The following is a 23,799-nucleotide window of genomic DNA, read 5'->3' on the forward strand; positions in this document are numbered from 1 at the left end:
TATGCTATGATAGAAAAACAATAAGACGGATTACGATATGAGGAAGGACGTTACCGATGCTAGTAGCAGAACGGCAGCAAAAAATAGTGGAAATAGTGAATATGCGTTCAAGCATCCGCGTATCCGAATTAAGTGACATGTTTTCTGTCACAGAAGAAACCATTCGGCGCGACCTTGAGAAGCTTGAGAAAGAACATAAACTGAGCCGGAGCCACGGAGGAGCGGTCAGTATTCAGCAGCAAGAATCAGAAATTCATTTTTCTGAACGGGAAATCACAAATGTCACAGAAAAAAAAGCCATCGCTCACGAAGCGGCCAAATACGTAAAGAGCGGAGACCGAATCATTCTTGACGCAAGCACCACCGCCTGGCACATGGCGAAAATACTTCCTGATATTGAGCTCACCGTTATTACAAACTCAATGAAGGCTGCTATTGAACTTAGCAATAAAGAAAACATCTCAGTTATTTCAACAGGCGGCATTTTGCTGGCAAAATCATTATCGTTTGCAGGACCGTTAGCAGAGCGTTCGCTTGAGACCTATCATGTCAACAAAACCTTTCTCTCATGTAAAGGATTTGACATAAATAACGGAATGAGTGACTCAAATGAGTGGCAGGCATTGCTAAAAAAACGGATGATCGAAAGGTCTGACCAAACCATTTTAATGGCCGATTCAAGCAAATGGGGGAACCGCGAGTTTTCACATATCGCCTCGCTCAAGGATATCAGCCGCCTAATTACTGATGCCGGACTTGATCCATTATCGGTAAAAGCGCTAGAGGAAAAAAAGGTGATAGTGACAGCTGTTCCCCTTCCGAAGAGAGGGTGAAAGAATGATTTATACTGCCATTGATGTAGGCGCGTCAAGCGGGAGAGTCATGGTAGGAGAGCTGAAGGAAGGGAAGCTTGACATACAAGAGGTTCACAGATTCGCTAACGGTTTCATTCAAAGAGAAGGACATTGTTTTTGGGATATAGATCATTTGCTAAAACAAATTCTGCAAGGGCTGCAAAAGGTGAAAGCGCTTGGGCATGAACGATGCACCGTCGGCATTGATACATGGGCTGTCGATTATGTCTTGCTGGACGAAAAAGGAAATCGTTTGCGGGAAGTGATATCCTACCGGGATGGAAGAACAGATCACACAATAGGCAAACTGGAACGAACCCTGTCAAGAGACATCATCTATCAAAAAACAGGAATACAATTTCAGCCGTTTAACACGATGTATCAGTTGTATGAGGAAGACCGTGAGCTGTTGAAAGCAACAGATAAAATCATGATGGTTCCAGATTATTTAGGCTATTGTTTAACCGGAAAAGCTGTAACAGAAATCACAAATGCGTCGACAACACAGCTTTTAAACGTCTCAACCGGAAAGTTTGACCCTGAGTTGCTTGAAGCTGTGTCTGTTCACGAACAGCAATTTGCGCCACTGACTGAACCGGGGTGTGAGCTCGGAATGCTGAGAAATGATTGGTTTCCGGATTATGACCTGCCGGTTTGCAAGGTGATGACAGTCGCAACGCATGATACGGCCTCGGCGGTCATCGCGGCGCCGGGCATAAACGATAGCTGGGCGTATATCAGCAGTGGAACATGGTCGCTAATTGGGGTTGAAAACCAAACGCCGATATTAACCGATCTGGCTTTAAAAAACAACTATACAAATGAACGCGGGGCAAACAGCACCATTCGCTTTCTCAAAAACATTATCGGCATGTGGGTGATACAACAAGTCAGACAGCAATTACAAGCAGATTATTCTTTTCAGCAGCTTGCAGAAGAAGCCCGAAAAACAGAACCATTTCAGCAGTTTGTCAACTTAAATGATGAACGTTTTTTGAATCCAGACAGCATGATAGAGGAAATAGAACATTATTGCAGAGAAACCCGCCAAAAGCTTCCCCGCACTGCAGGTGACCTTGCCTGCTGCATCTACAGCAATTTAGCCATCATCTATGCGATAGCCATCAAAGAGCTGGAAACGATCACAGAAAAACCGATTGAGCAGCTTCATATCATCGGCGGCGGAGCCCGAAACGATTTCTTAAATCAATTAACAGCAGACATGAGCGGAAAAGCGGTATACGCAGGGCCTATAGAGGCAACCGCCATCGGAAATCTGCTGATGCAAATGATTGCTGCCAAAGAAGTCAAAGACATAAAAGAGGCCCGGCAAGCCGTCAGACATTCCTATCCGATCAAAGTATTTACACCTAACGACATTGACAGAGGCACGATCATTCAGTCATTTCAGCAAACTGTTTTGAAAGCGCTATCTAAAAGATGAAGAGGTGATCAGATTTGAAAAGAAAAGCCAGTATCATGTTTGTCCACAAAGACAAGTACGAGGAATACAAACAGCGGCATGATGACATTTGGCCGGAAATGGCAGAAGTACTCAAAGCCCACGGAGCGCACCATTATTCCATTTTTTTAGACGAGGAAACAGGCCGGTTATTTGCTTATCTAGAAATCGAAGATGAAGAAAGATGGAGAAAGATGGCGGACACAGAAGTTTGCCGGAGATGGTGGAAATCGATGTCGCCGTTCATGAAAACAAATCCAGATTTCAGTCCTGTTTCGATAGATCTTAAGGAAGTTTTTTATTTGGATTAAAAAACTGAAAAAGGGAGAGAGCCGCATGACCATAAAAGCCAATTATGATAGTGCAAAACAGGCGTATGAAAAATGGGGAATTGATGTTGAAGAGGCGCTTCGGCAATTAGAGCACGTGTCCATTTCAATCCACTGCTGGCAGGGGGATGACATAGAGGGCTTTGAAATAAATAAGGGCGAGCTTTCAGGCGGGATTGACGTGACCGGCAATTATCCCGGAAAAGCGCAAACCCCTGAAGAATTAAGAAGAGATTTGGAGAAGGCGCTTTCTCTCATTCCTGGGAAGCACCGCGTAAACCTGCATGCGATATACGCAGAAACAAACGGAGAAGCGATAGAACGGGACGAATTGAAGCCGTATCATTTTGAAAACTGGGTGAAATGGGCGAAAGATCTCGGTCTCGGTTTAGATTTTAATCCGACCTTGTTTTCGCATGAGAAAGCGGCTGACGGACTCACCCTTTCACACCCCGATCCGAACGTCAGGGAATTTTGGATCAGGCACTGCATCGCATGCCGGCGCATTGGGGAATACTTCGGGAAAGAACTAGGCACACCTTGCTTGACGAATATTTGGATTCCCGACGGATATAAGGATATCCCGAGTGACAGGCTGACACCGCGTATAAGATTAAAAGAATCATTGGATCGGATCTTTGCAGTGGAGGTCAGTGAACAACACAATCTTGATTCAGTCGAAAGCAAACTGTTCGGTCTTGGTTCCGAGTCATATGTTGTCGGCTCTCATGAATTTTATTTGGCCTACGCTTTAACGAATCAAAAGCTTTGTTTGCTGGATACAGGCCATTATCACCCGACTGAAACAGTATCAAACAAGATTTCGTCCATGCTGCTTTACACAGACAAACTCGCCTTGCACGTGTCCCGCCCCGTTCGTTGGGATAGCGACCATGTTGTGATTTTAGATGATGAATTGAGGGAAATCGCGCTTGAAATTGTACGTAATCAGGCTCTCGAGAAGGTCGCTATCGGCTTGGACTTTTTCGATGCCAGCATTAACCGTGTTGCCGCCTGGACCATCGGAACGAGAAATATGATCAAAGCTCTATTGTATGCATTGCTTCTCCCGAACGATTATTTAAAGCAATTGCAGGAAGAGGGCCGCTTTACAGAAAGGCTGGCGCTGATGGAGGAATTTAAAACATATCCTTTCGGTGCCGTCTGGGATTCCTACTGTGAACAAATGGGCGTACCGGTAAAAGAGGAATGGCTCGAGGATATAAAAGATTATGAACAACAAGTGCTTTTAAAAAGGAAGGCATCATCTCCGATTGTCTAATAAAAAAATCCGCCGCGGCATTGGCACGCGGGCGGATTTTTTTAGGCTTGATCAGCAGGGTACACAATTCCCATTTGCTTTCTTGCTTCTTCCATGATTTTCGCAGTGATCATGGACCGTTCAAATGTATTTTCTTCAGATTCCTGCTTGTTCTCTTTTATGAGCGTGACAAATTCTTCCGCTTCGTAGAACATCGCCGGTTTAGGATCGTGAATCGAAATGTTTTCCAGGCGGCCGTCGCGATAGCGGATTTCTACCCGTTCTGGCCGGTGAATCGTATCGATCACAATCGTCCCGTCTTCACCCTGGATTTCCGCGGGGGCATAGGAAGTGGATATTTTAGAATGCATCAGAACGGCTTCGAACCCGTCGTAAGACAGAATGACCGTTCCTTCTCCATCCACTCCGGTAGATAAAGCATATCCGTTCGCCTTCACATCCTGCGGCTCGCCAAACAGCACGACAGCAGGATAAATACAATAAATGCCGATATCCATTAAGGACCCGTTGGAAAGCTCAGGCTGAAATGCGTTCAAGACGGTTCCGTTTCTGAATGCGTCATACCGTGAGGAATACTGGCAGTAGCTTGCGGTAAATCTGCGGACGGTGCCGATTTTATGCAAGTGGTTTTTCAGCTCTTTGAAGTTTGGCAGGAAAGTGGTCTTCATTGCTTCCATAAGGACAACACCGTTTTTCTGAGCCGCTGAAATCATCTCTTCCGTTTCTTTTGTATTGGAAGCAAACGGCTTTTCGCAAAGCACATGCTTGCCATGGTTCATAAAGAGAACGGCCTGCTCCTTGTGAAGAGCATTGGGACTGGCTATGTATACAGCGTCAAAGCAATCGCTTGCCGCCATTTCCTGAAGGTTTGAGAAGGTGTGCTCAGCACCGTGTTTAGCGGCAAACTCGGCAGCTCGTTCAGCCGACCTTGAATAAACAGCTGTCAGCTGAACATCCTTTATTTCCGCTGCCGACTCAAGAAAGCGGTCTGTAATCCAGTTGGTTCCTATTATTGCAAAACGTATCACTCTTATCGCTCCTTTTGTATCATATAGATAAATTATAGCTCAAAATGGAGAAAAGCACATGATAGAACTGACTACAGTTGTAAACAAGAAGGTTTTTCCAGCAATGAACGGTTTTTATTTTTCATTATAGGGACGATAGTGTACAATTTAATTAAACTATGTATGACGGAGGAACGATAGTGGAGACGTTGCAAACATGGAGCGGCAGATTCAAGCAATTCTTCTTGGACAATAAGTTTGTTTTATTTTTGCTTGTGCTGTTGTTAATTGGTTTAAATATTCTCGTTTTTACAAAAACATCATTTATTTTTACCCCGATTATTGTTCTTCTCAAGACAATTTCACTTCCGATTATTTTAACAGGCATCGTTTTTTATCTGTTAAACCCAGTCGTCGATTTCCTTGAGAGAAGAAGAGTAAGAAGAATCTATACGATTTTCCTGTTATACCTATTGATTATCGGACTGATCACGATCACAATTGTGTCCATTATCCCCTTTTTAAAAGAACAAATTATGAGTTTGATTGATAACATCCCGAGGTATGTGGATGTCGTTGAAAGTCAGACGAAACAGCTGATCGGCAGCAACTTCGTCAATCAGGCCCAGCAAACGATGAACATCAATATATCTGATCTTGCAACAAAGATTTCAGACCAGGCAGCTACGATTGTAAACAGTACTTTCACCGGCGTTGGGAATTTTATCGGCGCTCTGACTGAGGTTATTATTTCGATCATTACGGTTCCGTTTATTCTTTTCTATTTATTAAAAGATGGAAAGAAATTGCCGGTCTATATACTGAAGTTTGTGCCGACACGATTAAAAGAACAGACATACACAGTCTTAAGCGAAATGAATCATCGGTTAAGCTCTTATATCAGAGGCCAGATCATTGTCAGCTTCTGTATCGGTTTTTTGCTGTTTATCGGATATTTGATTATCGGGCTGGATTATGCTTCGCTGCTTGCCTTCATTGCGGCTTGTACGAGCATCGTTCCATATTTAGGGCCGACGATTGCCATTACGCCAGCGATTATCATCGCCATAGTGACATCGCCGCTCATGCTGCTTAAGCTGGTGATCGTATGGACCATTGTTCAGCTGATCGAAGGGAAGCTGATCTCTCCGCAAATTATGGGGAAAAACCTTCACATCCACCCGATTACGATTATTTTTCTGCTGTTAACAGCCGGCAAGCTGTTTGGTGTGGTTGGAATCATTCTTGCCATTCCGGGCTATGCAGTTGCAAAAGTCATTACGACACATTTATTTGACTGGTTTAAAATGCGGTCACATTTATACGACGAAGAGAAAAATGAAAATTCGTCAGGTCATAAAGTGTGATTTTCGTTTATAGTTATATAAGACGGGCTTTCCATTTATGGAAAGCTCCCGTTATGTAAAAAATAAATGTCTAATGGGGAGAATCAAAATCATGACTCTATGGGAATTGTTTGTAGCTGCCATTTTAGGGATCGTAGAAGGATTAACAGAGTACGCGCCGGTTTCTTCGACAGGACATATGATCATAGTAGACGATATTTGGCTTAAATCAAGCAATCTGATGTCAGAAGAAGCTGCCAACTCATTCAAAGTGGTGATTCAGCTTGGCTCTATTTTAGCAGTGGTCATTGTGTTTAAAGACCGGATTTTGAATTTGCTCGGATTGAAAAAGAATATTACCAGCGACCAGAAGCAGGGGCATAAATTAAGCATTGCGCAAATTGCCGTCGGACTTGTGCCTGCAGCTGTTCTCGGCTTTTTGTTTGAGGATTACATTGATGAATATTTATTTTCCGTTAAAACCGTTGCCATCGGTTTAATCGCTGGGGCAGTCCTCATGCTTTTTGCTGATTGGGTAAATAAACGGAAAACAGCGACAGACACCCTTGACCGCATTTCCTATAAGCAGGCGATAGGAGTCGGCTTATTCCAATGTCTTGCCCTTTGGCCAGGTTTCTCGCGTTCCGGCTCGACCATTTCCGGAGGTGTTATTCTCGGATTGAATCACCGAGCGGCAGCCGACTTTACGTTTATTATGGCAATGCCAATCATGATGGGCGCAAGCTTTTTAAGCCTTGTGAAGCATTGGGACAGCTTAAGCTCTGATTTGATGCCGTTTTTCATCGTTGGCTTCATCTTCGCCTTTGTTGTCGCGCTATTCGTCGTCCGTTTCTTCTTAAAACTGATTAATAAAGTCAAACTCGTTCCATTTGCAATCTACCGAATCATCCTCGGTGTGATTTTACTTTTAATCATGATGTAACTCCAAAAATAAGGCTCTTTCCGGAGCCTTATTTTTTCTGTCAATTCAAGAGAAACCGCTTGTTTTTCAAAAAAAAATCATCTATAATAAACATGACGTTACATACGGGGCCATAGCTCAGCCGGGAGAGCGCTACGCTGGCAGTGTAGAGGTCAGGGGTTCGAGCCCCCTTGGCTCCATACCTTTAAACCCTTATTCTATAAGGGTTTTTTTGTTTGTCAGGAACAGAGCCAATTACCCAAAAAAGCAATTGGGGACAAATTGGGGACCAAAATTTTATTTTGGGGTCATTTAGTTGCTTTTCACCTTCAAATTAGGGTTAAATTGATCAAAATATTGAGCTGTCTCATTTTCAAGTTTTTCGGTAACATGGCCGTAAATATCAGATGTTATTCTTCTACTTGCGTGACCGGCACGTTTTTGAATTGCACTCATATTTTCACCGGCTTCTATAAGGATAGCCACCATCGTATGCCGCAGATCATGGAGCCTAATATCTTTTAGTCCATACTTCTTTTTTATTTTTGCCCACTTTGCAGTGGGGGTAGTGTAGTAATATGGCTTTCCTATTCCATTATGAAAGATGTATTGATTGTTCTCACCTTCCCAGGCATCACCGAGCATAAGTTTTTCCTTCTTCCACATGCGATAATACTTTGCTAAATCCTCCATATAGAAATCTGGCATTTTAACAAAACGTTTTGAGCTGCGAGATTTAGGTGCTTTTACAAGCGGCTGCCCGTTGACTGTTTTAGAGATTGAGCGATTTACATAGAAGCCGCCTCTGTTCCAATCCACATCCAAGTGCCATTGAAAGGCAAGTCCTTCACCACGCCGTAAACCGCCGATCATTGCACCCAAAAAGTACAAACGCCATTTTATATCAATTTCGTATAAAACCCGGATACATTCTTCTGCTTCATCAGTCTGAAAATATTGCATTTCTTTTGGTTCCACATGTGGCTGACTTAATCCCTCCATAGGATTGTCTTTAATGAGTTTCCATTCTTCTGTGGCTGTCTTGAAGATTGCCTGTAACGTTTGAAATACATCAAGAATCGTTCTATCACCAAGCCCGCCAGACTTTCCATCTTTTCGAGCCCCATCTTTAGATAAATCATCTATAAAATCAACAATGTGTAAGGTTTTTATTTTATCTATTTGTTTATGTCCAAATGCAGGGAGGATGTGGTTGTGTAAGTGAGTTGAGTATTTCTCGGATGCTTTATAAGAGTAAGGTTTTCCACTTTTATTAAAGAGTTTCTTTTCAACCCATTTCCCTGCAAATGATTCGAATGTAGCTTTTTCAGGAGCAATATACTCGCCGGCCTCTACTTCAATTCTGAAACGGTGCAGCTGATCCTCGAGGTACTCCTGTAATTTCCGTTTAGACTTTAATATTTTTGGATCTTCGATACGAATCGATTTCTTTCTTCTATCCCTTTTTCCGTTTGCGTCATAACCATTTTCGACAATTAACCTAAAAGATTTTTCACTGCGTCTTTCAATACTAGCCATGTGGCTACCTCCTTGTTCTAATAATTTAGTTGATAGAGCTTTTGATGCCAGAGAATAGAAAACTGTTTTCTTTTGTACATTTCAAGCCGTTTAGCTGCGAAAGGATATGTGACGTTAAAAGTATCCCCAATTAACTTTATAGCCTCCGATTGCATGCGCGGCAACGAAATCTTTTCGAGCATAAATGTCGGTATACAAAAGTGATACATGAAACTATTAGCCTGGTACTCTTGCAACTGACGGAACATACGATTCATATTGAATTGGTTCCCGCAGTGTTTAACCACATGCCCTAGCTCATGTACAAAGTCCTCCCATTGTTGTTGACGAGAAGTCCTTGAATCCAAAACCATGCTATAAAGACCATTTATACAAAACATGCTGCTACCTTTTTTTTCGTAGTGTATCCAGATCTGAAAAGTAGCTGCAATCCGTTCCATGTCAATATCTTCAGGAGTAAGCATATTCAATTTTGTATAAATCTTCTTTACTTCTTCTTCTAGATGAGATAACTGAATAGTCATAATAGCACCACCTGATGGGAATGTATGTTCTGTTTTTGGTGTGAAAGAAAAGCCCTTCAAAGGGCTCTCCGTTACGCTGCTGTCGTCGTTGTTTTGTCTCTTCTTGCGAGTCCCATTATGCCTGAGATAATTAGAAGAACAGCAGGCAGTAAGTAGAATAAAGAAATACAAATCAGGCCACCGATACCAGATATAAGAAGTAAAATTCCGCCCAATTTTGCTTTCTTTCTAATAATTACAGAAGCAACAATACCAAGAATGGAGAGGAAGATAGCGCCCCAACCTAAACCGATAATATCGCTTGTGCCAGATGAGTTAAAAGAGGCATCAAGACCACCAACAATTAACGCCAAAAAGGCTCCAATAAACCCGAAAATTCCACCAATTAGACCTAAAACAAATTCAGTTGTTCTTTTCATTTCAAAATCCCCTTACTTAACTGGTACTGTGATTGATACTGCTTTGTTATTCATGAAGTCATCAGTTGTAACATCACCGAAGTTCAATTTGATTTCTTTAACGCTATCAACATCAATTTCTTTTCCATCAGGAGCTGAAAACTCAAGAACTCCTTCTTGTTTAACGCCACCTTGAACTTCACCGCCAACTTCTCCATCAGTTAAGAACATATTTGCAGATAATTGCATGCTACCGATAACTGCATTTCCTTGGTCTGGATAAAAATTTAGAACCTTATCAGTAGTATTTTCAATGTTTATTCCAACGTTTATCTTGTCTTTCATGATCTTTACATCGCCCAGGTTAACTTTCATTCCCAGAGCTTCAGCAGATTGTTTGCTCGCATCGACTTTTTTAGAGCCGTCATCTTTAGTCTCTTCAGTTTTTTTGTCTTTTGAATCACTGCTCCCTGTAGAGACATCATCTGTCGAGCTACATGCTGCCAACGCTAATGCTAGTCCTAAAGACATGAATAATAAGAACCACTTTTTCAACCTAATTCCCCCAGTTCATAAAATATAATACCTATTAATAATCGGCTAAAACTGACAAAAATTCAAGAGGATTTTGCCAAAAATGTTAATAGATTCATAAAATTAATGGGGGTAAGATGGTGAATTCACTTAACGGATCACCTCAAAATTTGCGGTTCAAAGAAAAAATAACCTCAGAGATCACCTCAAAAATTGAGGTTGAAATGGTTTCAACTGAATAGTTTACCTCAAATTTTGAGGCGAAGTGTTCAGCATTAATTAAACTAAACAAAACAATAATAATAAATAAAGAATAATGTGTTTGTTATGTAATTATTTTTTGCTTCTGTTTACTCTTCAGGCGAATTTGGAATTTTACGTCCTTTTGCTTTTTCTTTCTCTTTCAGGTAATTGATAAAGTCAATAGTTTGTCTGCGGGCTTCCTCAGAAAAATCTGCTGCTTCTTTAAAAGCTATTTGCAGATCCGGATCATTAATGAGGTCTGGAGAAACCGGAGTGTTAACGGTCATTGAATCATTATCCGTTCTTCCAAGTAAATAATCTGCTGTAGTTTGTAAAGCGTCTGCTAAATCACTAAGCATTTCATTAGAAGGAGTGCTGTATCCAGTCTCATAGTTTGAGATTGTAGTTTTCTTCGTGTTAACTTTTTCTGCCAGTTGGGTTTGAGTTAAACCCAAATCTTTTCTCCGTTGTTTTAATCTTTTAGGAAGCATTATCTACCACAACCTATCACATAAGTTCAAATATATTGTACATCAATATAATGTAAAATAAACATAAGTCCAAAAAAATCAAACTTTTAGGTTGACATCCAAGAAAGTTGGATTTATACTAAGCTTAACAGTTCAACAAACTTGGATTTCAGGTGGTGAAATAATGAAAAACCAAAATTTGATTTTAGCTAGAAAGGCAAAGGGCTATACCCAGGATGAATTAGCTTTAATTTTAAATTGCAAAAAGACAACAATAAGCAACTGGGAGAACGGGGTATCAAATCCTACATTGCCTATTGCATTTAAGCTATCTGAAAAACTTGGACGTGATATAAACGAGCTTTTTTTAAATTTAAAAGTCCAAGAAACTCAAACAACAAACACAGCATAGGAGGTTACGAAATGACTCGCAACACAATGACCGTGCAGGAAGCTGCTGAATACCTCGGTGTTCATCACGATACGATTTACACAATGGTTCGCGAAAAAGAAATTCCACACTTTCGAGTACGCACACGTATTTTCTTCACTAAGCACAACATAGATGCGTGGATCGAAGCGCAGGAACAAGCAAATATGAAACAAGCGCAATAGCAAAGGACCTACTGAACGAAAATTTCCGTTTAGTGAATGACAACTCTATTAAGGAGGTTCATGAATGAATCAATTGCAAATGTTCAAAAATGATTTATTCGAAGTTGCTGCCAAGATTGAAAATGACCAAATTCTTTTTGATGCTGAAAGAGTTGCAAGATCATTAGGGATCATACAAGAAAAGAACAACAAACAATATATCCGTTGGGAACGAGTGAATGAGTATTTACCACAGTCTTCCCCAGAAGTGGGGAAAGGTGATTTCATCCCTGAACCACTGGTGTACAAGCTAGCTTTCAAAGCATCTAATCAAATTGCTGAGCAATTTCAAGACTGGTTAGCAATCGAAGTCATCCCGACAATCAGAAAAATGGGCGGCTACGTTGCAAATGACGAGTTATTCATCCAAACATATTTGCCGCAAGCTGATGAAAATACAAAGCTGCTTTTCAAAACTACTCTTCACACTATGAAAGAGCAAAGCAAGCAAATAGAAACCATGAAACCGAAAGTGATTTTCGCTGAGGCGGTTGAATCGTCCGAGTCCTCTGTGCTTGTTGGTGAATTAGCGAAAATCATCCAGCAAAACGGTGTAGATATCGGGCCGAACAAATTATTTCAATGGTTACGCGACAATGGGTACCTGATTCGCAAAAAAGGTGAATCATTTAATCTCCCAACCCAACGCAGTATGGATATGGGCCTATTCGAAATTAAGAAAAGAACTGTAAACAACATTGACGGCTCAATCAGAACCACGCGCACACCAAAGGTAACCGGTAAAGGACAGATTTATTTTGTAAATAAATTCATGTCGTCTCAATCGGCTTAATCCCCTTCACTCCACAACTTTGAGGAGTGAGGTGTAGATCTCCACAATTTTGGGGAGATTCATTACTTAAATTTTACCAATTAAAACTAAATATATCAGGGGGCGAACTTATGTCGAACAATCCATACAATATGGACAATTTACCAATCATACTCAAAACAGAGCGGAAGAGAGCGAGGCTGTCGCAGTACCAAATAGGAAAGATTATTGGTAACAGAGATCAATCGTATGTCTCTAATATCGAAAACGGCATTTTTCCTTTAACACCTGAGCTGTGTATCAAGTGGTTTGAAGCCTGCGAAGCCTATGAACACATTGATCTTGTACATTACCTGTTTAAGCTGCATCCGACAGCAGCGGCGCCTATTGATCCAGCATTAAATGAGAGTGCAAGTAGTGCGGTTATCAATATGATTCATCAGCTCGAAGAGGCATTGCAAGCCACAAAGCACTTGGCACGATGGTTAGCAAATGACCGGCCGGGCAGAACTGGAGAACTACCGATGAGTGATATCAAGCAAATCTTTGATCTAATTCCAGCAAATAAAACACTCATTTACTCTTTAGTACGGAACTACGGTTTGAAGATGCCTGAACTGGCTGACAGGTGGACGCGCAAAGCGTTAATGGATCAGGTTGCAATGTCTAAACAAGAGGAAAGGCAGGCGGTTTTAGTATGAAAACTAATCAGTTTTTGAAGTCAGATGTAGAGTCAGCTAAAAGAAAAATCGAATCTGCGGAAGAGCTCTCTATCATGCTTTCAGAGGCATTGCGTGATGGTGATTATGAAGAGGCCATTAGTCTCGCAGGAAGCATCAAAGTTCTCACAGAGGATATCAGCCGACTGGCGAATAAAGGTCGATTGTATGAAACAGCTATGAAAATGCAACAGCGGGGCATCAATTTGGCAGTGATAAGTAGGTGTTTGGGATGAATCTCAGAAAATTTGAGCTCGCGGCAAGCTTCTTGCGACATGCCCAAAAGGCGGCATATTCAGAGGAAGATATCAAAGGAGCTGTGAGCATTCTGCATAAGGAATTTTACTCTTTAGAAAATGCAATCGACAGTCTTGCTGAACTTGCTAAAGCAAAAGAAGGAGCTGAGAAGATTGAACATCGAAAACCCAATGATTCTGAACAACTGGCACGACAGGCTGACTGAGCCAGAAACACAAAAGGATTTTTTCGGGGATGAAGTGACACCAGTTGATGATTATGTAATCGATTGTGGCGCGGTGATCTTGAGAGAGAACCTTGATCGTTATCTGAGAGAACAGCTTGGTTTCCAGTTTGTAAACGGGCAATAAGCCAGGCTAAAGGGGGACTCACAATGAAGAATGATTATGAAATAAGAGGGGAAATCACAGCAATTTTTCTCATTGGTAAACATGGCTTCTTAGAAACAATTATAGACACTGCTGATCTACAAAAAGCAAAAGAGTTTAATGGATACTGGCATCCTTTACTAGATAAAAAAACTGATTCTTTCTATGTAGGCGGGAGTTATAAAAAAGGTAATGGGAACTGGGCTTCTATTAGATTGCATCGTTGGTTAATGAATCCCTCAGATGATCAAGTGGTTGATCACCGGAATCATGACACTTTAGATAATCGACGCGCGAATTTGCGTTTATGCTCAATTGGAGAAAACAATAGAAATCGAAAATACAGTAAACATAATACAAGTGAATACAAAGGAGTTGGTTGGCATAAAACCAACGGGAGATATCGAGCACGTATAAAATTCAATGGAAAATCAATTCATCTTGGTTACTTTAAAACAGAAATAGAGGCAGCTGAGGCTTATAACAAAGCGGCTATTAAATTTCATGGTGAATTTGCAGAAATAAACAAGTTAATACAAAAATGACCCGTGCTGGTAACACGAGTCATTAGGTAAGGCGTTTTGACTTAAATAGTTACTTAATTATACCAAAACGCCTCATAAAAATCAATGGAGGTTGTTGGATGTGACTGAATCTCAATTAAAGCAAGAAAACGAGTATTTAAAACAGCAATTAGATCATATGAAGGAGGTCTATAAAGAAAACATGTCTCTTCATATGGCTGTTAAACAGGGTGAGCAGTTAAGAACTAAATTGGATGCATATTTACGAGCGGATGATCGGGTTTATAGTCCTCGTTTCATAACACCCAAACAAAAGGGATATATAGCAGCGCTTTTCAAAAAGCATGGTTTGGCTCCACTCAGTAAAGCGAAACGAAAAGTGGTTAGGCGCTTTAATGGGGGCGGTTTGCTATCAGAACACGAAGCACACCAAATTATACAAATGTACAAGAAGAAAGCAGGTGCTAAATAATGGCTAAAGCAGTAAAAGTGGCATTCAGCGAACGCGCGGAGGATCAGCAACGTTTGAGACAGGTCGGCGGTTCAATTGTATTCGCCAAAAACGGTAAAGCGCAGTTTAGTTTCCCTTCAATGGATCACTACCGGGAATGGCAGCGCCTTGGTGCGGAAGAGTACAGAAGAAAGGTGGGACTGCTCTGATGCTTGCACAAGTTTACATGCCTACGGACAACATGACGGAGGATCAATGGCTTGAGGCTCGGCGTGCTGGCATCGGGGGTTCCGATGCTGCGGCAATTGCTGGGCTGAGTAAGTGGAAAACGCCAATGTCAGTTTATCTGGACAAGCTCGGACAGGCACCTCAAGAGCATATAACCAGTGAGGCGGCATATTGGGGGCACATTCACGAAGAAACCGTTGCCCGTGAATTTTCAAAGCGGACTGGCAAAAAGGTTCGGCGGCGAAAAGCAATCTTACAGCATCCTGATTACCCGTTTATGCTTGCGAACGTTGATAGATTAGTAGTCGGCGAACGAGCAGGACTGGAGTGCAAAACAGCATCAGAATACCTGAAAAGTGAATGGGACGGCGAGGAAGTGCCGGACGCGTATCTGGTCCAATGTCAGCATTATATGGCTGTTACCGGGTTAAGCGCTTGGTGGATCGCTGTTCTGATTGGCGGGAACAAGTTCATTTACAAAAAGGTTGAACGAGACGAAGAGCTCATTGCATACCTGATTAAAATTGAACAGGACTTCTGGAAAAACCATATCGAGAATGAAATCCCTCCTATGTTTGATGGTTCTGAGGCTTCTGCTGAGCTTTTAACGCATATGTACCCTGTAGGATTCGAAGATGAAACAGAGCTTCCTCTGGCGGCAAATAAGCTAATTGAGCAATACAAATCAGCTAAGGCTGAGGAGAAAGAAGCCAAAGAAAGACTCAAAGAAGCTGAGAATCAATTAAAAGGGATGCTCGGGGAGTATGAGGTAGGCAATGCTGAAAAAGCGCTTGTTACTTGGAAAACCGTTACGACAAAACGTTTTGATACAAATGCATTTGCTGCAGAACACCCTGAGCTCTTTGAAAAATTCAATAAAGTATCGACTCATAGAAGATTTAATGTGAAGGAGATAAAAGACAATGGCTAAAAACGAGGATATCAGAAATAAGCTGCAAAACAGAGCAGGCGGCGCGCCTACTGAGAAGCCACCGACTCCAGCTCAAACCATAACGGCATATCTAGAAAAAATGGCACCGGAGATCCAAAAAGCATTGCCTGATCACATTAAGCCTGATCGCTTGGCTCGTATTGCATTAACCACAATACGTACTAACCCAGCACTTTTAGAATGTAGTGTTCCATCACTTCTAGGAGCAGTGATGCAGTCGGCACAATTAGGACTTGAGCCTGGTTTAATTGGTCATTGTTACTTTGTTCCATTCTGGAATAAGAAAGAAAAAAGGCGCGATGTGCAATTCATTATAGGCTACAAAGGAATGATTGACCTTGCAAGACGATCAGGACATATCGAAAGCATCTATGCTCATGCCGTTTACGAATCAGATAAATTCGACTACGAACTGGGCTTGCATCCTAAGCTGGTTCATAAGCCGGCTACAGGACAAAGAGGTGAGATAACACATGTGTATGCAGTTGCTCACTTCAAAGACGGCGGTTATCAATTCGAGGTATTCAGTAAAGAAGATATTGAAAAAACACGCAAACGAAGTAAAGCAAGTGATAACGGACCTTGGCAAACAGACTATGAAGAAATGGCAAAGAAAACAGTCATTCGGAGAATGTGGAAATACCTTCCGATCAGCATAGAAATTCAGCAACAAGTTGCACAAGATGAGACGGTTCGGAAGGATGTAACAACAGAAGCCCAGTCCGTATATGACGATAATGTTTTAGATTTAGGCGGAAATCAGCTTTTGAGTGAGCCTGAACAGTCAAATGAAAAACCAAGTGCGCAGGATGCTGATCCTTTTGACGGCAAGCCTGTAGACATCAGTGACGATGACCTCCCATTTGATTGAGATCGGTATCCCCTTCTGTTACAAGTGGCTAGCGGAAGGGGCGCCAAATCGCGCGCAGCTGTTCCGTGCTTATGTTGAAGGCTATCTAAAGACAAATGAACCTGGCTTACGTTTAGTCCGCATCAGCGGAATGACAGCACTGTGTGAAAGGAAGTAGGTGAGCCATGAACTACCTGAAAGAAATGAACGGCTTCATGAATTGGCTAGAAACGAACCCGTTGTCTGCTACAACTCAAGCATTATGGTTTCATCTTTTGCACATCAACAACAAGGCGGGGTGGCGAGAGTGGTTCACTACTTCAAATACCACTTTGCAAGCAAAGATTGAGATTTCCGAAAATACGTTGATCAAACACCGAAAGATGCTGATTGAGCTTAAAAGAATTGAATATAAGCCGCAGGGAAGGAAGGCAGGGCAATACAGGCTGATCTCATTTGAAACGCCTGTAACGGAGCAGGAACCATCTAAAAAGCCCTTTTCGGAACCGGCAACAACATCACAAGAAACGCAGGAGGTTGATCCAAAAATGAAAAATGCTTTTGAGCTATTTGAAAATAAGGTGGCTCGTTCAATCGGTTCTATTGAGGCGCAAAGAATTGGCTACATGGTGGATGATTATGGCGAAGAAAAGGTCATAGAAGCAATGAAATTGGCTTTCAGAAATAAAGGCAGCAATGTTGGTCTGAACTACATTGAAGCAATCCTGTCCAACCCATTAGGCCAAAAGAGAAAGGAGAAACAACAATATGGCTATAAACAAAGCAGTCAGCATAGATACAGCGTTCCAAGCAATGATGAAGGGTCTTCAAGCAAAATCGCGTTCTTGGGAAATGCAACAGGCCGGATCAGAAGAAAAGGTTGAATACAGCTGCCTTGAGTGTAAGGATCGCGGCGTTGTGATTTATCGGGTTCATATGGACACAAAATGGAATTTAGACAAACAGCTTGATCTATTAGTGCCTGAGAGCATGGTACCCGAAGATGAATTCCTTTCAGGAAAGGTTTGCACACCGGATAAGGCCCGGGAATGGAAAACGACGTATTCCAAGCAATGTGAGTGTGTGAAACGAAAGAAAATATCACGCCTCATGGCAGCCAGCGGCATTACTGAGGAATTTGAAAATCTGCTGTTCGGCAACTTCAAATTAGATGGCAAGCCCCAAATGATCAAAGATGCCTATGAATGTGCGGTCGAATACTTCAAAGACTTTGAGAAGGTCAGGGGAGAGCGTGCCAACAGCATTGCTCTGCTGGGGCAGCCGGGCAGCGGTAAAACCCATCTGCTAACGGCCATTATGAACAACCTCATTAAGAAGAGGTCCACTCACTGTCTGTACTTCCCTTACGTTGAGGGCATGAGTGATCTGAAAAATGACTTTGACCAGCTGGAAACAAAGTTGAATGCCATGAGAAAAGCAGATGTGCTGTTCATTGATGACTTATTCAAGCCAGTTGATGGGAAGCCAAGGGCAACTGAATGGCAAGTCGAACAGATCCAGTCAGTTGTGAATTATCGCTACCTGAACCATAAACCTCTGCTGATCTCTTCTGAGCTCACAACGGACGATCTGCTGGACGTTGACGAGGCGCTGGGGTCACGGATTTACCAGATGTGCAAATATTACACGGTGATCATTCAGGGAAACCGGATGGAATTAAATCATAGATTGGGTGATTGGGATTGAACGAGAAAACGAACGTTATAGGATCCAAAGGAATGTATTTGTTCGGACCGGCTGAACAAAAGGGCGGCAAGGACCTCACACCGGCTATCCGGGTGCTTGAGGAAAAGATCAAACAAATGGAGCTGATGCGCAGTGCTTAAAGCGGTGATCCTGCTGCCGGCCATCATACTGACGGCGCCGTACAAGGAGAAGCAGATTCAGCAATGGGAAGAGAATGACGGGAGGTAATGAGAATGAGGGAAATCAAGTTTCGTGCTTGGATAAACGAAGAAAGCAGTTGGCATCGTGATAGCGGAGTGGATACGCCTTGTATGGAGTATGATTTTGCCTTCGAAGAATACATGACGGTTAATCAGGAGCTTTATAAAATGCAGGCAGATAATCATATTTTGATGCAATACACCGGATTGAAGGACAAATACGGCCGAGAGATTTATGAGGGGGATTGTTATACAGCAAAACATAAGTCAGGGAAGGTTTATACAGGTCAGGTCAAATATGAATTATCGTTTGTTTTTGATATTAAGGGTTTTGAAGAATTGTTCATTAACGGAGTAGGAGCCGTGAAAACTAACCGTACCTTTGATATACATTCGTTTATCAAATGGTTTGATGAAGTCGAAGTCATCGGCAACATTTATGAAGAGCCTGAGCTTTTGGAGGCATCACATGCCAGCAAATAAGTACGGCGCAAGAAAAACACAGGTAGACGGCATTACGTTCCACAGCATCGCTGAAGCCAAATACTATGAGCAGCTGAAATGGCTCAAGGTGAGCAAGCAGATAAAGGATTTTAAGCTGCAGCCACGATTCCTGCTGCAAGAGGCATTCAAAAAGAACGGCAAAACTTTTCGGAAGATTGAATATATTGCAGATTTTGAGGTTCATAATTTGGACGGCAGCATCGAGATCATTGACATCAAGGGTGTGGAAACAAAGGAATTCGCCATCAAACGCAAGTTGTATGAGCGGCTTTATGATACGCCACTCAAGGTGCTGGCTCTTGATCAGTCACTTGGCTTCATCGAGCTGGACGAGCTGAAAAAACTCAAAAGAAAGGCGGGAAAGTCCTCTGTTAAACGTGGTAATCGCAGACGATCGGCCGTTGTGGGTGCAGGAAGAAGATAAGCTCATGGCCTGTATGACACGTTGCTCTCAGTTTAAGGCATGTGCCAGCCGAATGGGTTCTGATTGCAAGAAGCTCGGCGGCACGGAAATTCCCAAAATCAATGGAGGAGGCAGATACCATGGAACAGCAAAGCATCAATCCTTACAAGCCAGGACCGGTTGAAGAGTGGAAGATGACACCGGAACAGCTGGCCGAATACGTGAAAAAACCCCCGATCGTTTACCGGGAGGATCTGAAACCATCGCCAGCATTCACCATGGTTGGATGGAAACCGGATCACTATTAAACACAAAAAAAGCACCGAAGCGTTAGCCCCGGAGCTTTGATATGAACTGGTACTTCTATCATAGCACAGGGGGCGCTAAGAATGTACAACCCAAGAGAAATTAATTTAAGCAAAGATACAACAATCGAACAGGCAATTGAGCCGGGCAAAATACAGATCATCGTTTTAGACGGGAACGAGGGCACTGCACATGTCCTTGAGGCCCCGGAACATGGAGAAACAATCATTCAAACAATTAAGGGCGGTCTGTCTCGCTTAGATTATAGGATCGGCCACAAATTCAAATAGCAGGGGCTTTCCCCTGCGGGGGAGGAACGGGCATGAAAGAGAGAATTGAACGTTTAAAAAAACTGACATATATTCCTCAGAAGGAAATTGCTTGGCTTATTGAGCAAGCTGAACTGGCTGTTAAGCAGCAGGAAATCATCGAGGAAAACAAGCGCCAGCAGGATGTAACGGTTCATCAATTCCGGCAGGCACAAAAGGACATTCAGTATCTAAGCGGCGATAGGAAGCGATACAAACAGGCATTGGAGAAGATCATTACCAATCTCAATTTTGCGATAACAGTTGCTCAAAATGAATTGGAGGGTGATGTGAAATGAATTCATACAAACAAATTTGCCCGTACTGCGGTTGCACAGAAGAAGAATGCTATGCCAACTGGGATTCGGACAGCGACGGAACTGTAACGTGTTCGAAATGCAATAAAGATTATTATTCTATGCCACAGTATCGCTTCGAGGGTTGGCAGCTCGAAAAAATTTGTGGAGAATGCGGCGAAAAAGAAAGTGAATGCTTTTGCGAGGGGGAAGAAGAATGATCCCTTTACAAGTTGAGCTTCAGCGGGCAGTCAAAGCCACGAAAGACGAAGCGATGACAGTTGAGCAGGCGGCGGAATATTTGAAAGTCCATCCAGATTACATACCGGTACTTGTGGCAAAGTCAGACGATCTGAAAATGATCGGTGATGAAACAATCATTGCTAAGCGTGATAAGACGAATGGCTGGCTTCTTGGGGCTATTGCGGTGGTTTTATTCTTTGCTATCGCGGTTCTGCCGGGGATAGGGGGTTAATGGATGGGGTTTCCGAGAATTTTACACTATCCAGGCAGTAAATGGTCAATGACAGATTGGATCATTAGCCATATGCCCGAGCATAAAACATACGTTGAACCTTTCTTTGGATCCGGAGCATTGTTTTTTAATAAGCAGCCTTCGACCATTGAAACGATAAATGATCTGGATAGCAGCGTGGTCAATCTTTTCAAGGTGATTCGGGACCATCCGGAAGAGCTTGCAAGATTGATCGAATGGACGCCGTTATCTAGAGAGGAGTATTACGGCTCCTATGACTCTGAATCAGGCAATGAATTAGAGGACGCCCGCCGATTCCTTATCCGTTGCTGGCAGGCCATAGGAGCAAAAACAAGTGATCGGACAGGCTGGCGGAGCCTTATCAGCAGTAACGGGCCTGACACGGCTAAAGAGTGGGGCAAACTGCCGGCAAAGATATTGTTAGTAGCCAAGCGATTGAAAGAGGCACAGATTGAACATCAGCCGGCTGTCCAGCTGCTTGAAAGATATAAGCGAAAAGAGGTTCTTGTTTACGCTGATCCTCCTTATATCATCGAGACGCGGACAAAGCGGCATTACAAGCATGAAATGACAATTGATGATCATGTTGAGTTACTTGAAACATTGGACAAACACCCTGGTCCTGTTCTTCTCTCAGGCTATGCTCATCCAGTTTATGATGAACGGCTCAAACATTGGAAAAGAGAAGTCCGGCAAGTATCGGCCGAAGCAGGTGCCAAGCGTGAAGAGGTTTTATGGGTAAATCCGGTTGCTGCTGAACAAAGTTACTTTCAGCAATCTTTATTCAGCTTGGATGCGCGGCCATGATCGAATACAGCTGCCCTGAATGTGGTCACAACGAATTAGATATAAAAATCCGCCCAGATGAACGCTGCCCTAAATGCGGCTGCGGCATGGGCGTTGAGGAGGAAATAGCGTGAATCTACAAAAAATGTTCGAAATGCAAAAGGCGCTTGATGAACGGATCATAAAAGAAAAGGGGCTTAAAGGTCAGGACTTGCTGCCAAACCTCATTCTTGCCTTACAAGTAGAGCTGGCCGAGTGTGCGAATGAATGGCGCGGCTTTAAACATTGGAGCAATGACAGGGAGCCAAGAACAAAACATCCGTTAGAAGTTTCACCTAATGGTGCTTTCAGAAAAGGCGGAAACCCTCTACTTGAGGAATACGTGGACTGTCTGCACTTTATCTTGAGCATTGGGAATAGAATTGGATTTGATAATGGTGCTACGATTCAGCAGATCATGAGACGGGCAGAAGAAAGGGAATTAGAAACAAATATCGGTATTGTAAAAGCATTTTCACGTTTAATGTCACTTGTGTTCGGTTTCTATTTTTGGATTGAGAATGAGGGAACTTATGTAAGGTTTTTTGAACGCTTTTTGAATTTGGGTGAAATGCTTGGATTCACGCCTGAACAGATCGAAGCGGCTTACATGGAGAAAAACGCCGTCAATCATCAGCGTCAGCAGGAGGGGTATTGATGAATCATACCGACAACCCGATCATTTCAGCCGTTATCAGCAAACTAAACGCACAACAGGAAAAGGGGGTTGCCAAGTACTGCCAGCCCGTCCAAGTTAATGCCTATGACTTACGCGGCTGGTTGCAACATGCACTTGAAGAAACTCTTGATCATGCAGTCTATCTGGAAGCAGCTATCCAAACGATCCAAGCGCTTGACGACAATCAAATTATTAAACAAGTTATCAAAGGATTCAATGAAATGGAGGCAGCGCGTGAAAACATCCAACGTTTATATTCTTCCCGGCATTATAACGGGTGGGATCATGCAATGTCACATTTTAAAGAAATTCTTGTATCGGCTCAATTATTGAAGAGGACAGAGGAAGAAGATAAGGAGGGCACGGAGTGATGAAGATAAACAGAAAGCCAGCGCGTGTTTTTGATACAAGAAATAACGCCACGTTGTTCACGGGGACAGAACGGGAATGTATGGAGTTTTCATTAAAAAATTATCCTCATGAAGAATTTCCTCATGTTTTAGTCGGTGTAAATGATGAAGATGAAGAGGAGGATGAATACACAGAATGCCCAAAATGCGGGAATGATCAGCTTATTGAATATGGCGAAATGACGTTAGGGTTTGAGAAGTCTGTGAAAACAGGGAAATTCTTAAAGCGCGATAAAGAAGGATATCCATCTTGGTGGGCGATGAAATGCCGTTGCGGATGGGTAAGCGAAACATTTACCGAATAAGGAGGGAGCGGAGTGACAAGTGAAATGCGATTACAAGCACAGATCGACGTTATCGAAAGAGAAAATAAGGAATTGCGCCGCAGGAATGAGGAATTAGGGCAGACGGTCGAACGTCAGAACAAACAGATAATCTCTCAAAATTGGAGACTGTTGTTTTTCGCTTCATCCTGGATCGTTTATGGAATTGTTAGTGCTATAAAATACTTTTGGGAATAAGGAGGGCGTTGAGTGATGGATAGAAAGTTTGTGAAACAGGTAGGGGCGAGAACGTTCGATGAAGTTGTACAAAAGATGAAAGAGGCCAAGAACCTTGGGTTTTTGGTTGATGTGACTCAGTTTGATGAAGAGCGTATTTTGCATTCGTGGAGTGATGAAGGGGTTTATAGGATAACTCTGTTTGAGCCTGTGAAGGAGGGAGCTGAGTGATGGATAAGCTCAGAGATTGGATACGGCTGAAACTGATTAGTGAAAGAAGTAGAAGCGATGAGTAAAAAACGAGGTATGGCAATATTAGGGCTTGCAATTGCATTCTGTGTAATATTTACATTCGGGCTATATATTTTGTTCAAGCCAGGTTTAAACAAAGAGGATTTTGAAGCAATCATGTATAGCTCAGGTATTCCTGTAGGATTGTTTTCCTTGATGCTATCGATTTTGATATTAGATAAATAATC

General features: G+C 42.4%; 40 protein-coding genes and 1 tRNA gene. 35 read left to right on the plus strand and 6 right to left on the minus strand.

Annotated features, from left to right (window positions below; all coding sequences use genetic code 11):
* Positions 1–56: 56 nt before the first annotated feature.
* The 4 genes from rhaR to rhaA are packed head-to-tail and all read left to right on the plus strand — an operon-like array spanning position 57 to position 3,927.
* On the plus strand, positions 57–833 hold the full coding sequence (gene rhaR, locus BV11031_RS01750) for a rhamnose catabolism operon transcriptional regulator RhaR (RefSeq protein WP_010329860.1): 777 nt from the start codon (positions 57–59) through the stop codon (positions 831–833).
* 4 nt (positions 834–837) lie between these two features.
* Positions 838–2,298 (plus strand): rhamnulokinase, encoded by a 1,461-nt coding sequence (gene rhaB, locus BV11031_RS01755; RefSeq protein ID WP_010329859.1) that lies wholly within the window; start codon positions 838–840, stop codon positions 2,296–2,298.
* A gap of 14 nt (positions 2,299–2,312) precedes the next feature.
* On the plus strand, positions 2,313–2,627 hold the full coding sequence (gene rhaM / locus BV11031_RS01760; RefSeq protein WP_010329858.1) for an L-rhamnose mutarotase: 315 nt from the start codon (positions 2,313–2,315) through the stop codon (positions 2,625–2,627).
* Positions 2,628–2,652: 25 nt separating this feature from the next.
* The gene (gene rhaA, locus BV11031_RS01765; protein WP_010329857.1) at positions 2,653–3,927 is read left to right on the plus strand and encodes an L-rhamnose isomerase; all 1,275 of its coding nucleotides are present in this window, start codon (positions 2,653–2,655) and stop codon (positions 3,925–3,927) included.
* Between the two features lie 41 nt (positions 3,928–3,968).
* On the opposite strand, the gene BV11031_RS01770 is transcribed toward rhaA, so the two are convergent.
* Positions 3,969–4,955 (minus strand): Gfo/Idh/MocA family protein, encoded by a 987-nt coding sequence (locus tag BV11031_RS01770; protein WP_010329856.1) that lies wholly within the window; start codon positions 4,953–4,955, stop codon positions 3,969–3,971.
* 179 nt (positions 4,956–5,134) lie between these two features.
* On the opposite strand from BV11031_RS01770, the gene BV11031_RS01775 reads away from it, so the two are divergent.
* The 3 genes from BV11031_RS01775 to BV11031_RS01785 all read left to right on the plus strand — a co-directional run bounded on the left by BV11031_RS01775 (position 5,135) and on the right by BV11031_RS01785 (position 7,402).
* Positions 5,135–6,301 (plus strand): AI-2E family transporter, encoded by a 1,167-nt coding sequence (locus BV11031_RS01775; RefSeq protein WP_010329855.1) that lies wholly within the window; start codon positions 5,135–5,137, stop codon positions 6,299–6,301.
* A gap of 91 nt (positions 6,302–6,392) precedes the next feature.
* Positions 6,393–7,223: an undecaprenyl-diphosphate phosphatase gene (locus BV11031_RS01780; protein WP_010329854.1), complete on the plus strand. Its 831-nt coding sequence runs from the start codon at positions 6,393–6,395 to the stop codon at positions 7,221–7,223.
* Positions 7,224–7,329: 106 nt separating this feature from the next.
* Positions 7,330–7,402: transfer RNA gene (locus BV11031_RS01785), tRNA-Ala, on the plus strand.
* 112 nt (positions 7,403–7,514) lie between these two features.
* Here the strand turns inward: BV11031_RS01785 and BV11031_RS01790 are convergent.
* The 5 genes from BV11031_RS01790 to BV11031_RS01810 all read right to left on the minus strand — a co-directional run bounded on the left by BV11031_RS01790 (position 7,515) and on the right by BV11031_RS01810 (position 10,931).
* Complete coding sequence (locus BV11031_RS01790; RefSeq protein WP_010329853.1) at positions 7,515–8,741, minus strand: site-specific integrase; 1,227 nt, start codon at positions 8,739–8,741, stop codon at positions 7,515–7,517.
* A gap of 17 nt (positions 8,742–8,758) precedes the next feature.
* Positions 8,759–9,265, minus strand: a complete 507-nt coding sequence (locus BV11031_RS01795) for an ImmA/IrrE family metallo-endopeptidase (RefSeq protein WP_129550673.1) — start codon at positions 9,263–9,265, stop codon at positions 8,759–8,761.
* Positions 9,266–9,336: 71 nt separating this feature from the next.
* Complete coding sequence (locus BV11031_RS01800; protein ID WP_010329852.1) at positions 9,337–9,684, minus strand: DUF4064 domain-containing protein; 348 nt, start codon at positions 9,682–9,684, stop codon at positions 9,337–9,339.
* 12 nt (positions 9,685–9,696) lie between these two features.
* Positions 9,697–10,218, minus strand: a complete 522-nt coding sequence (locus tag BV11031_RS01805) for a hypothetical protein (protein WP_010329851.1) — start codon at positions 10,216–10,218, stop codon at positions 9,697–9,699.
* Positions 10,219–10,547: 329 nt separating this feature from the next.
* Entirely contained in the window at positions 10,548–10,931 is a 384-nt protein-coding gene (locus BV11031_RS01810; protein ID WP_010329850.1) for a helix-turn-helix domain-containing protein, read from the minus strand.
* A 163-nt stretch (positions 10,932–11,094) separates the two neighbouring features.
* On the opposite strand from BV11031_RS01810, the gene BV11031_RS01815 reads away from it, so the two are divergent.
* From BV11031_RS01815 to BV11031_RS01950, 28 genes are all read left to right on the plus strand, one after another.
* Positions 11,095–11,322 carry a helix-turn-helix transcriptional regulator gene (locus BV11031_RS01815; RefSeq protein ID WP_010329849.1) on the plus strand — a complete coding sequence of 76 codons (228 nt, stop codon included), beginning with the start codon at positions 11,095–11,097 and terminating at the stop codon, positions 11,320–11,322.
* Between the two features lie 11 nt (positions 11,323–11,333).
* Positions 11,334–11,525 carry a helix-turn-helix domain-containing protein gene (locus BV11031_RS01820; RefSeq protein WP_010329848.1) on the plus strand — a complete coding sequence of 64 codons (192 nt, stop codon included), beginning with the start codon at positions 11,334–11,336 and terminating at the stop codon, positions 11,523–11,525.
* A 64-nt stretch (positions 11,526–11,589) separates the two neighbouring features.
* Positions 11,590–12,357, plus strand: coding sequence for a phage antirepressor Ant (locus BV11031_RS01825; protein ID WP_010329847.1), 768 nt, complete (start codon positions 11,590–11,592; stop codon positions 12,355–12,357).
* 110 nt (positions 12,358–12,467) lie between these two features.
* Positions 12,468–13,037, plus strand: a complete 570-nt coding sequence (locus tag BV11031_RS01830) for a helix-turn-helix domain-containing protein (RefSeq protein WP_010329846.1) — start codon at positions 12,468–12,470, stop codon at positions 13,035–13,037.
* The gene (locus tag BV11031_RS01835; RefSeq protein ID WP_010329845.1) at positions 13,034–13,291 is read left to right on the plus strand and encodes a YqaH family protein; all 258 of its coding nucleotides are present in this window, start codon (positions 13,034–13,036) and stop codon (positions 13,289–13,291) included. The genes BV11031_RS01830 and BV11031_RS01835 overlap by 4 nt, the downstream gene beginning before the upstream one ends.
* Positions 13,292–13,465: 174 nt before the next feature.
* Positions 13,466–13,663 (plus strand): YqaI family protein, encoded by a 198-nt coding sequence (locus tag BV11031_RS01845; RefSeq protein WP_052331646.1) that lies wholly within the window; start codon positions 13,466–13,468, stop codon positions 13,661–13,663.
* A 23-nt stretch (positions 13,664–13,686) separates the two neighbouring features.
* Complete coding sequence (locus BV11031_RS01850; protein ID WP_010329842.1) at positions 13,687–14,226, plus strand: AP2 domain-containing protein; 540 nt, start codon at positions 13,687–13,689, stop codon at positions 14,224–14,226.
* Between the two features lie 100 nt (positions 14,227–14,326).
* Complete coding sequence (locus tag BV11031_RS01855; RefSeq protein WP_010329841.1) at positions 14,327–14,677, plus strand: hypothetical protein; 351 nt, start codon at positions 14,327–14,329, stop codon at positions 14,675–14,677.
* Complete coding sequence (locus tag BV11031_RS01860; RefSeq protein ID WP_010329840.1) at positions 14,677–14,865, plus strand: hypothetical protein; 189 nt, start codon at positions 14,677–14,679, stop codon at positions 14,863–14,865. The genes BV11031_RS01855 and BV11031_RS01860 overlap by 1 nt, the downstream gene beginning before the upstream one ends.
* A complete protein-coding gene (locus BV11031_RS01865) occupies positions 14,865–15,815 on the plus strand; it encodes a YqaJ viral recombinase family nuclease (RefSeq protein WP_010329838.1) in 951 nt (316 codons plus the stop codon). Before BV11031_RS01860 ends, BV11031_RS01865 begins: the two co-directional genes overlap by 1 nt.
* Positions 15,808–16,707, plus strand: a complete 900-nt coding sequence (gene recT, locus BV11031_RS01870) for a recombination protein RecT (RefSeq protein WP_010329836.1) — start codon at positions 15,808–15,810, stop codon at positions 16,705–16,707. The genes BV11031_RS01865 and recT overlap by 8 nt, the downstream gene beginning before the upstream one ends.
* 164 nt (positions 16,708–16,871) lie before the next feature.
* Positions 16,872–17,570, plus strand: coding sequence for a DnaD domain protein (locus BV11031_RS01880; protein ID WP_010329835.1), 699 nt, complete (start codon positions 16,872–16,874; stop codon positions 17,568–17,570).
* Positions 17,455–18,393 (plus strand): ATP-binding protein, encoded by a 939-nt coding sequence (locus tag BV11031_RS01885; RefSeq protein WP_082246351.1) that lies wholly within the window; start codon positions 17,455–17,457, stop codon positions 18,391–18,393. Before BV11031_RS01880 ends, BV11031_RS01885 begins: the two co-directional genes overlap by 116 nt.
* Positions 18,390–18,533 carry a hypothetical protein gene (locus BV11031_RS22575; protein ID WP_010329833.1) on the plus strand — a complete coding sequence of 48 codons (144 nt, stop codon included), beginning with the start codon at positions 18,390–18,392 and terminating at the stop codon, positions 18,531–18,533. Before BV11031_RS01885 ends, BV11031_RS22575 begins: the two co-directional genes overlap by 4 nt.
* A 93-nt stretch (positions 18,534–18,626) precedes the next feature.
* Positions 18,627–19,076, plus strand: a complete 450-nt coding sequence (locus BV11031_RS01890; protein ID WP_010329831.1) for a YopX family protein — start codon at positions 18,627–18,629, stop codon at positions 19,074–19,076.
* Positions 19,063–19,521, plus strand: coding sequence for a DUF1064 domain-containing protein (locus BV11031_RS01895; protein ID WP_010329830.1), 459 nt, complete (start codon positions 19,063–19,065; stop codon positions 19,519–19,521). Before BV11031_RS01890 ends, BV11031_RS01895 begins: the two co-directional genes overlap by 14 nt.
* Positions 19,522–19,640: 119 nt before the next feature.
* On the plus strand, positions 19,641–19,808 hold the full coding sequence (locus tag BV11031_RS22580) for a hypothetical protein (RefSeq protein ID WP_010329829.1): 168 nt from the start codon (positions 19,641–19,643) through the stop codon (positions 19,806–19,808).
* A gap of 81 nt (positions 19,809–19,889) precedes the next feature.
* Entirely contained in the window at positions 19,890–20,096 is a 207-nt protein-coding gene (locus tag BV11031_RS01900) for an XtrA/YqaO family protein (protein WP_010329828.1), read from the plus strand.
* A 32-nt stretch (positions 20,097–20,128) separates the two neighbouring features.
* Positions 20,129–20,413 (plus strand): hypothetical protein, encoded by a 285-nt coding sequence (locus BV11031_RS01905; RefSeq protein ID WP_010329827.1) that lies wholly within the window; start codon positions 20,129–20,131, stop codon positions 20,411–20,413.
* A complete protein-coding gene (locus tag BV11031_RS01910) occupies positions 20,410–20,631 on the plus strand; it encodes a hypothetical protein (RefSeq protein ID WP_010329826.1) in 222 nt (73 codons plus the stop codon). Before BV11031_RS01905 ends, BV11031_RS01910 begins: the two co-directional genes overlap by 4 nt.
* Positions 20,628–20,885 carry a hypothetical protein gene (locus BV11031_RS01915; RefSeq protein ID WP_010329825.1) on the plus strand — a complete coding sequence of 86 codons (258 nt, stop codon included), beginning with the start codon at positions 20,628–20,630 and terminating at the stop codon, positions 20,883–20,885. The genes BV11031_RS01910 and BV11031_RS01915 overlap by 4 nt, the downstream gene beginning before the upstream one ends.
* 3 nt (positions 20,886–20,888) lie before the next feature.
* Positions 20,889–21,713 carry a DNA adenine methylase gene (locus tag BV11031_RS01920; RefSeq protein ID WP_010329824.1) on the plus strand — a complete coding sequence of 275 codons (825 nt, stop codon included), beginning with the start codon at positions 20,889–20,891 and terminating at the stop codon, positions 21,711–21,713.
* Positions 21,714–21,822: 109 nt separating this feature from the next.
* The gene (locus BV11031_RS01925) at positions 21,823–22,389 is read left to right on the plus strand and encodes a dUTP diphosphatase (RefSeq protein WP_010329822.1); all 567 of its coding nucleotides are present in this window, start codon (positions 21,823–21,825) and stop codon (positions 22,387–22,389) included.
* A complete protein-coding gene (locus BV11031_RS01930) occupies positions 22,389–22,781 on the plus strand; it encodes a hypothetical protein (protein ID WP_010329821.1) in 393 nt (130 codons plus the stop codon). Before BV11031_RS01925 ends, BV11031_RS01930 begins: the two co-directional genes overlap by 1 nt.
* Complete coding sequence (locus tag BV11031_RS01935) at positions 22,778–23,125, plus strand: hypothetical protein (RefSeq protein WP_164998433.1); 348 nt, start codon at positions 22,778–22,780, stop codon at positions 23,123–23,125. The genes BV11031_RS01930 and BV11031_RS01935 overlap by 4 nt, the downstream gene beginning before the upstream one ends.
* A gap of 12 nt (positions 23,126–23,137) precedes the next feature.
* Positions 23,138–23,341, plus strand: a complete 204-nt coding sequence (locus BV11031_RS01940; RefSeq protein WP_010329819.1) for a hypothetical protein — start codon at positions 23,138–23,140, stop codon at positions 23,339–23,341.
* Between the two features lie 12 nt (positions 23,342–23,353).
* Positions 23,354–23,551: a hypothetical protein gene (locus BV11031_RS01945; protein ID WP_129550674.1), complete on the plus strand. Its 198-nt coding sequence runs from the start codon at positions 23,354–23,356 to the stop codon at positions 23,549–23,551.
* A 39-nt stretch (positions 23,552–23,590) separates the two neighbouring features.
* A complete protein-coding gene (locus BV11031_RS01950; RefSeq protein ID WP_129550675.1) occupies positions 23,591–23,797 on the plus strand; it encodes a hypothetical protein in 207 nt (68 codons plus the stop codon).
* Positions 23,798–23,799: the final 2 nt, after the last annotated feature.

Source organism: Bacillus vallismortis, assembly GCF_004116955.1.
GTDB classification, from domain to species: Bacteria; Bacillota; Bacilli; order Bacillales; family Bacillaceae; genus Bacillus; species Bacillus vallismortis.

Bases quoted from the DNA above. Each gene is read 5' to 3' on its own strand.
- rhaR (WP_010329860.1), top strand. From the start codon at position 57: ATGCTAGTAGCAGAACGGCAGCAAAAAATAGTGGAAATAGTGAATATG.
- rhaB (WP_010329859.1), top strand. From the start codon at position 838: ATGATTTATACTGCCATTGATGTAGGCGCGTCAAGCGGGAGAGTCATG.
- rhaA (WP_010329857.1), top strand. From the start codon at position 2,653: ATGACCATAAAAGCCAATTATGATAGTGCAAAACAGGCGTATGAAAAA.
- BV11031_RS01780 (WP_010329854.1), top strand. From the start codon at position 6,393: ATGACTCTATGGGAATTGTTTGTAGCTGCCATTTTAGGGATCGTAGAA.
- BV11031_RS01790 (WP_010329853.1), bottom strand. From the start codon at position 8,741: ATGGCTAGTATTGAAAGACGCAGTGAAAAATCTTTTAGGTTAATTGTC.
- BV11031_RS01795 (WP_129550673.1), bottom strand. From the start codon at position 9,265: ATGACTATTCAGTTATCTCATCTAGAAGAAGAAGTAAAGAAGATTTAT.
- BV11031_RS01800 (WP_010329852.1), bottom strand. From the start codon at position 9,684: ATGAAAAGAACAACTGAATTTGTTTTAGGTCTAATTGGTGGAATTTTC.
- BV11031_RS01810 (WP_010329850.1), bottom strand. From the start codon at position 10,931: ATGCTTCCTAAAAGATTAAAACAACGGAGAAAAGATTTGGGTTTAACT.
- BV11031_RS01815 (WP_010329849.1), top strand. From the start codon at position 11,095: ATGAAAAACCAAAATTTGATTTTAGCTAGAAAGGCAAAGGGCTATACC.
- BV11031_RS01820 (WP_010329848.1), top strand. From the start codon at position 11,334: ATGACTCGCAACACAATGACCGTGCAGGAAGCTGCTGAATACCTCGGT.
- BV11031_RS01825 (WP_010329847.1), top strand. From the start codon at position 11,590: ATGAATCAATTGCAAATGTTCAAAAATGATTTATTCGAAGTTGCTGCC.
- BV11031_RS01830 (WP_010329846.1), top strand. From the start codon at position 12,468: ATGTCGAACAATCCATACAATATGGACAATTTACCAATCATACTCAAA.
- BV11031_RS01835 (WP_010329845.1), top strand. From the start codon at position 13,034: ATGAAAACTAATCAGTTTTTGAAGTCAGATGTAGAGTCAGCTAAAAGA.
- BV11031_RS01850 (WP_010329842.1), top strand. From the start codon at position 13,687: ATGAAGAATGATTATGAAATAAGAGGGGAAATCACAGCAATTTTTCTC.
- BV11031_RS01860 (WP_010329840.1), top strand. From the start codon at position 14,677: ATGGCTAAAGCAGTAAAAGTGGCATTCAGCGAACGCGCGGAGGATCAG.
- BV11031_RS01865 (WP_010329838.1), top strand. From the start codon at position 14,865: ATGCTTGCACAAGTTTACATGCCTACGGACAACATGACGGAGGATCAA.
- recT (WP_010329836.1), top strand. From the start codon at position 15,808: ATGGCTAAAAACGAGGATATCAGAAATAAGCTGCAAAACAGAGCAGGC.
- BV11031_RS01880 (WP_010329835.1), top strand. From the start codon at position 16,872: ATGAACTACCTGAAAGAAATGAACGGCTTCATGAATTGGCTAGAAACG.
- BV11031_RS01885 (WP_082246351.1), top strand. From the start codon at position 17,455: ATGGCTATAAACAAAGCAGTCAGCATAGATACAGCGTTCCAAGCAATG.
- BV11031_RS01890 (WP_010329831.1), top strand. From the start codon at position 18,627: ATGAGGGAAATCAAGTTTCGTGCTTGGATAAACGAAGAAAGCAGTTGG.
- BV11031_RS01895 (WP_010329830.1), top strand. From the start codon at position 19,063: ATGCCAGCAAATAAGTACGGCGCAAGAAAAACACAGGTAGACGGCATT.
- BV11031_RS22580 (WP_010329829.1), top strand. From the start codon at position 19,641: ATGGAACAGCAAAGCATCAATCCTTACAAGCCAGGACCGGTTGAAGAG.
- BV11031_RS01900 (WP_010329828.1), top strand. From the start codon at position 19,890: ATGTACAACCCAAGAGAAATTAATTTAAGCAAAGATACAACAATCGAA.
- BV11031_RS01905 (WP_010329827.1), top strand. From the start codon at position 20,129: ATGAAAGAGAGAATTGAACGTTTAAAAAAACTGACATATATTCCTCAG.
- BV11031_RS01910 (WP_010329826.1), top strand. From the start codon at position 20,410: ATGAATTCATACAAACAAATTTGCCCGTACTGCGGTTGCACAGAAGAA.
- BV11031_RS01915 (WP_010329825.1), top strand. From the start codon at position 20,628: ATGATCCCTTTACAAGTTGAGCTTCAGCGGGCAGTCAAAGCCACGAAA.
- BV11031_RS01920 (WP_010329824.1), top strand. From the start codon at position 20,889: ATGGGGTTTCCGAGAATTTTACACTATCCAGGCAGTAAATGGTCAATG.
- BV11031_RS01930 (WP_010329821.1), top strand. From the start codon at position 22,389: ATGAATCATACCGACAACCCGATCATTTCAGCCGTTATCAGCAAACTA.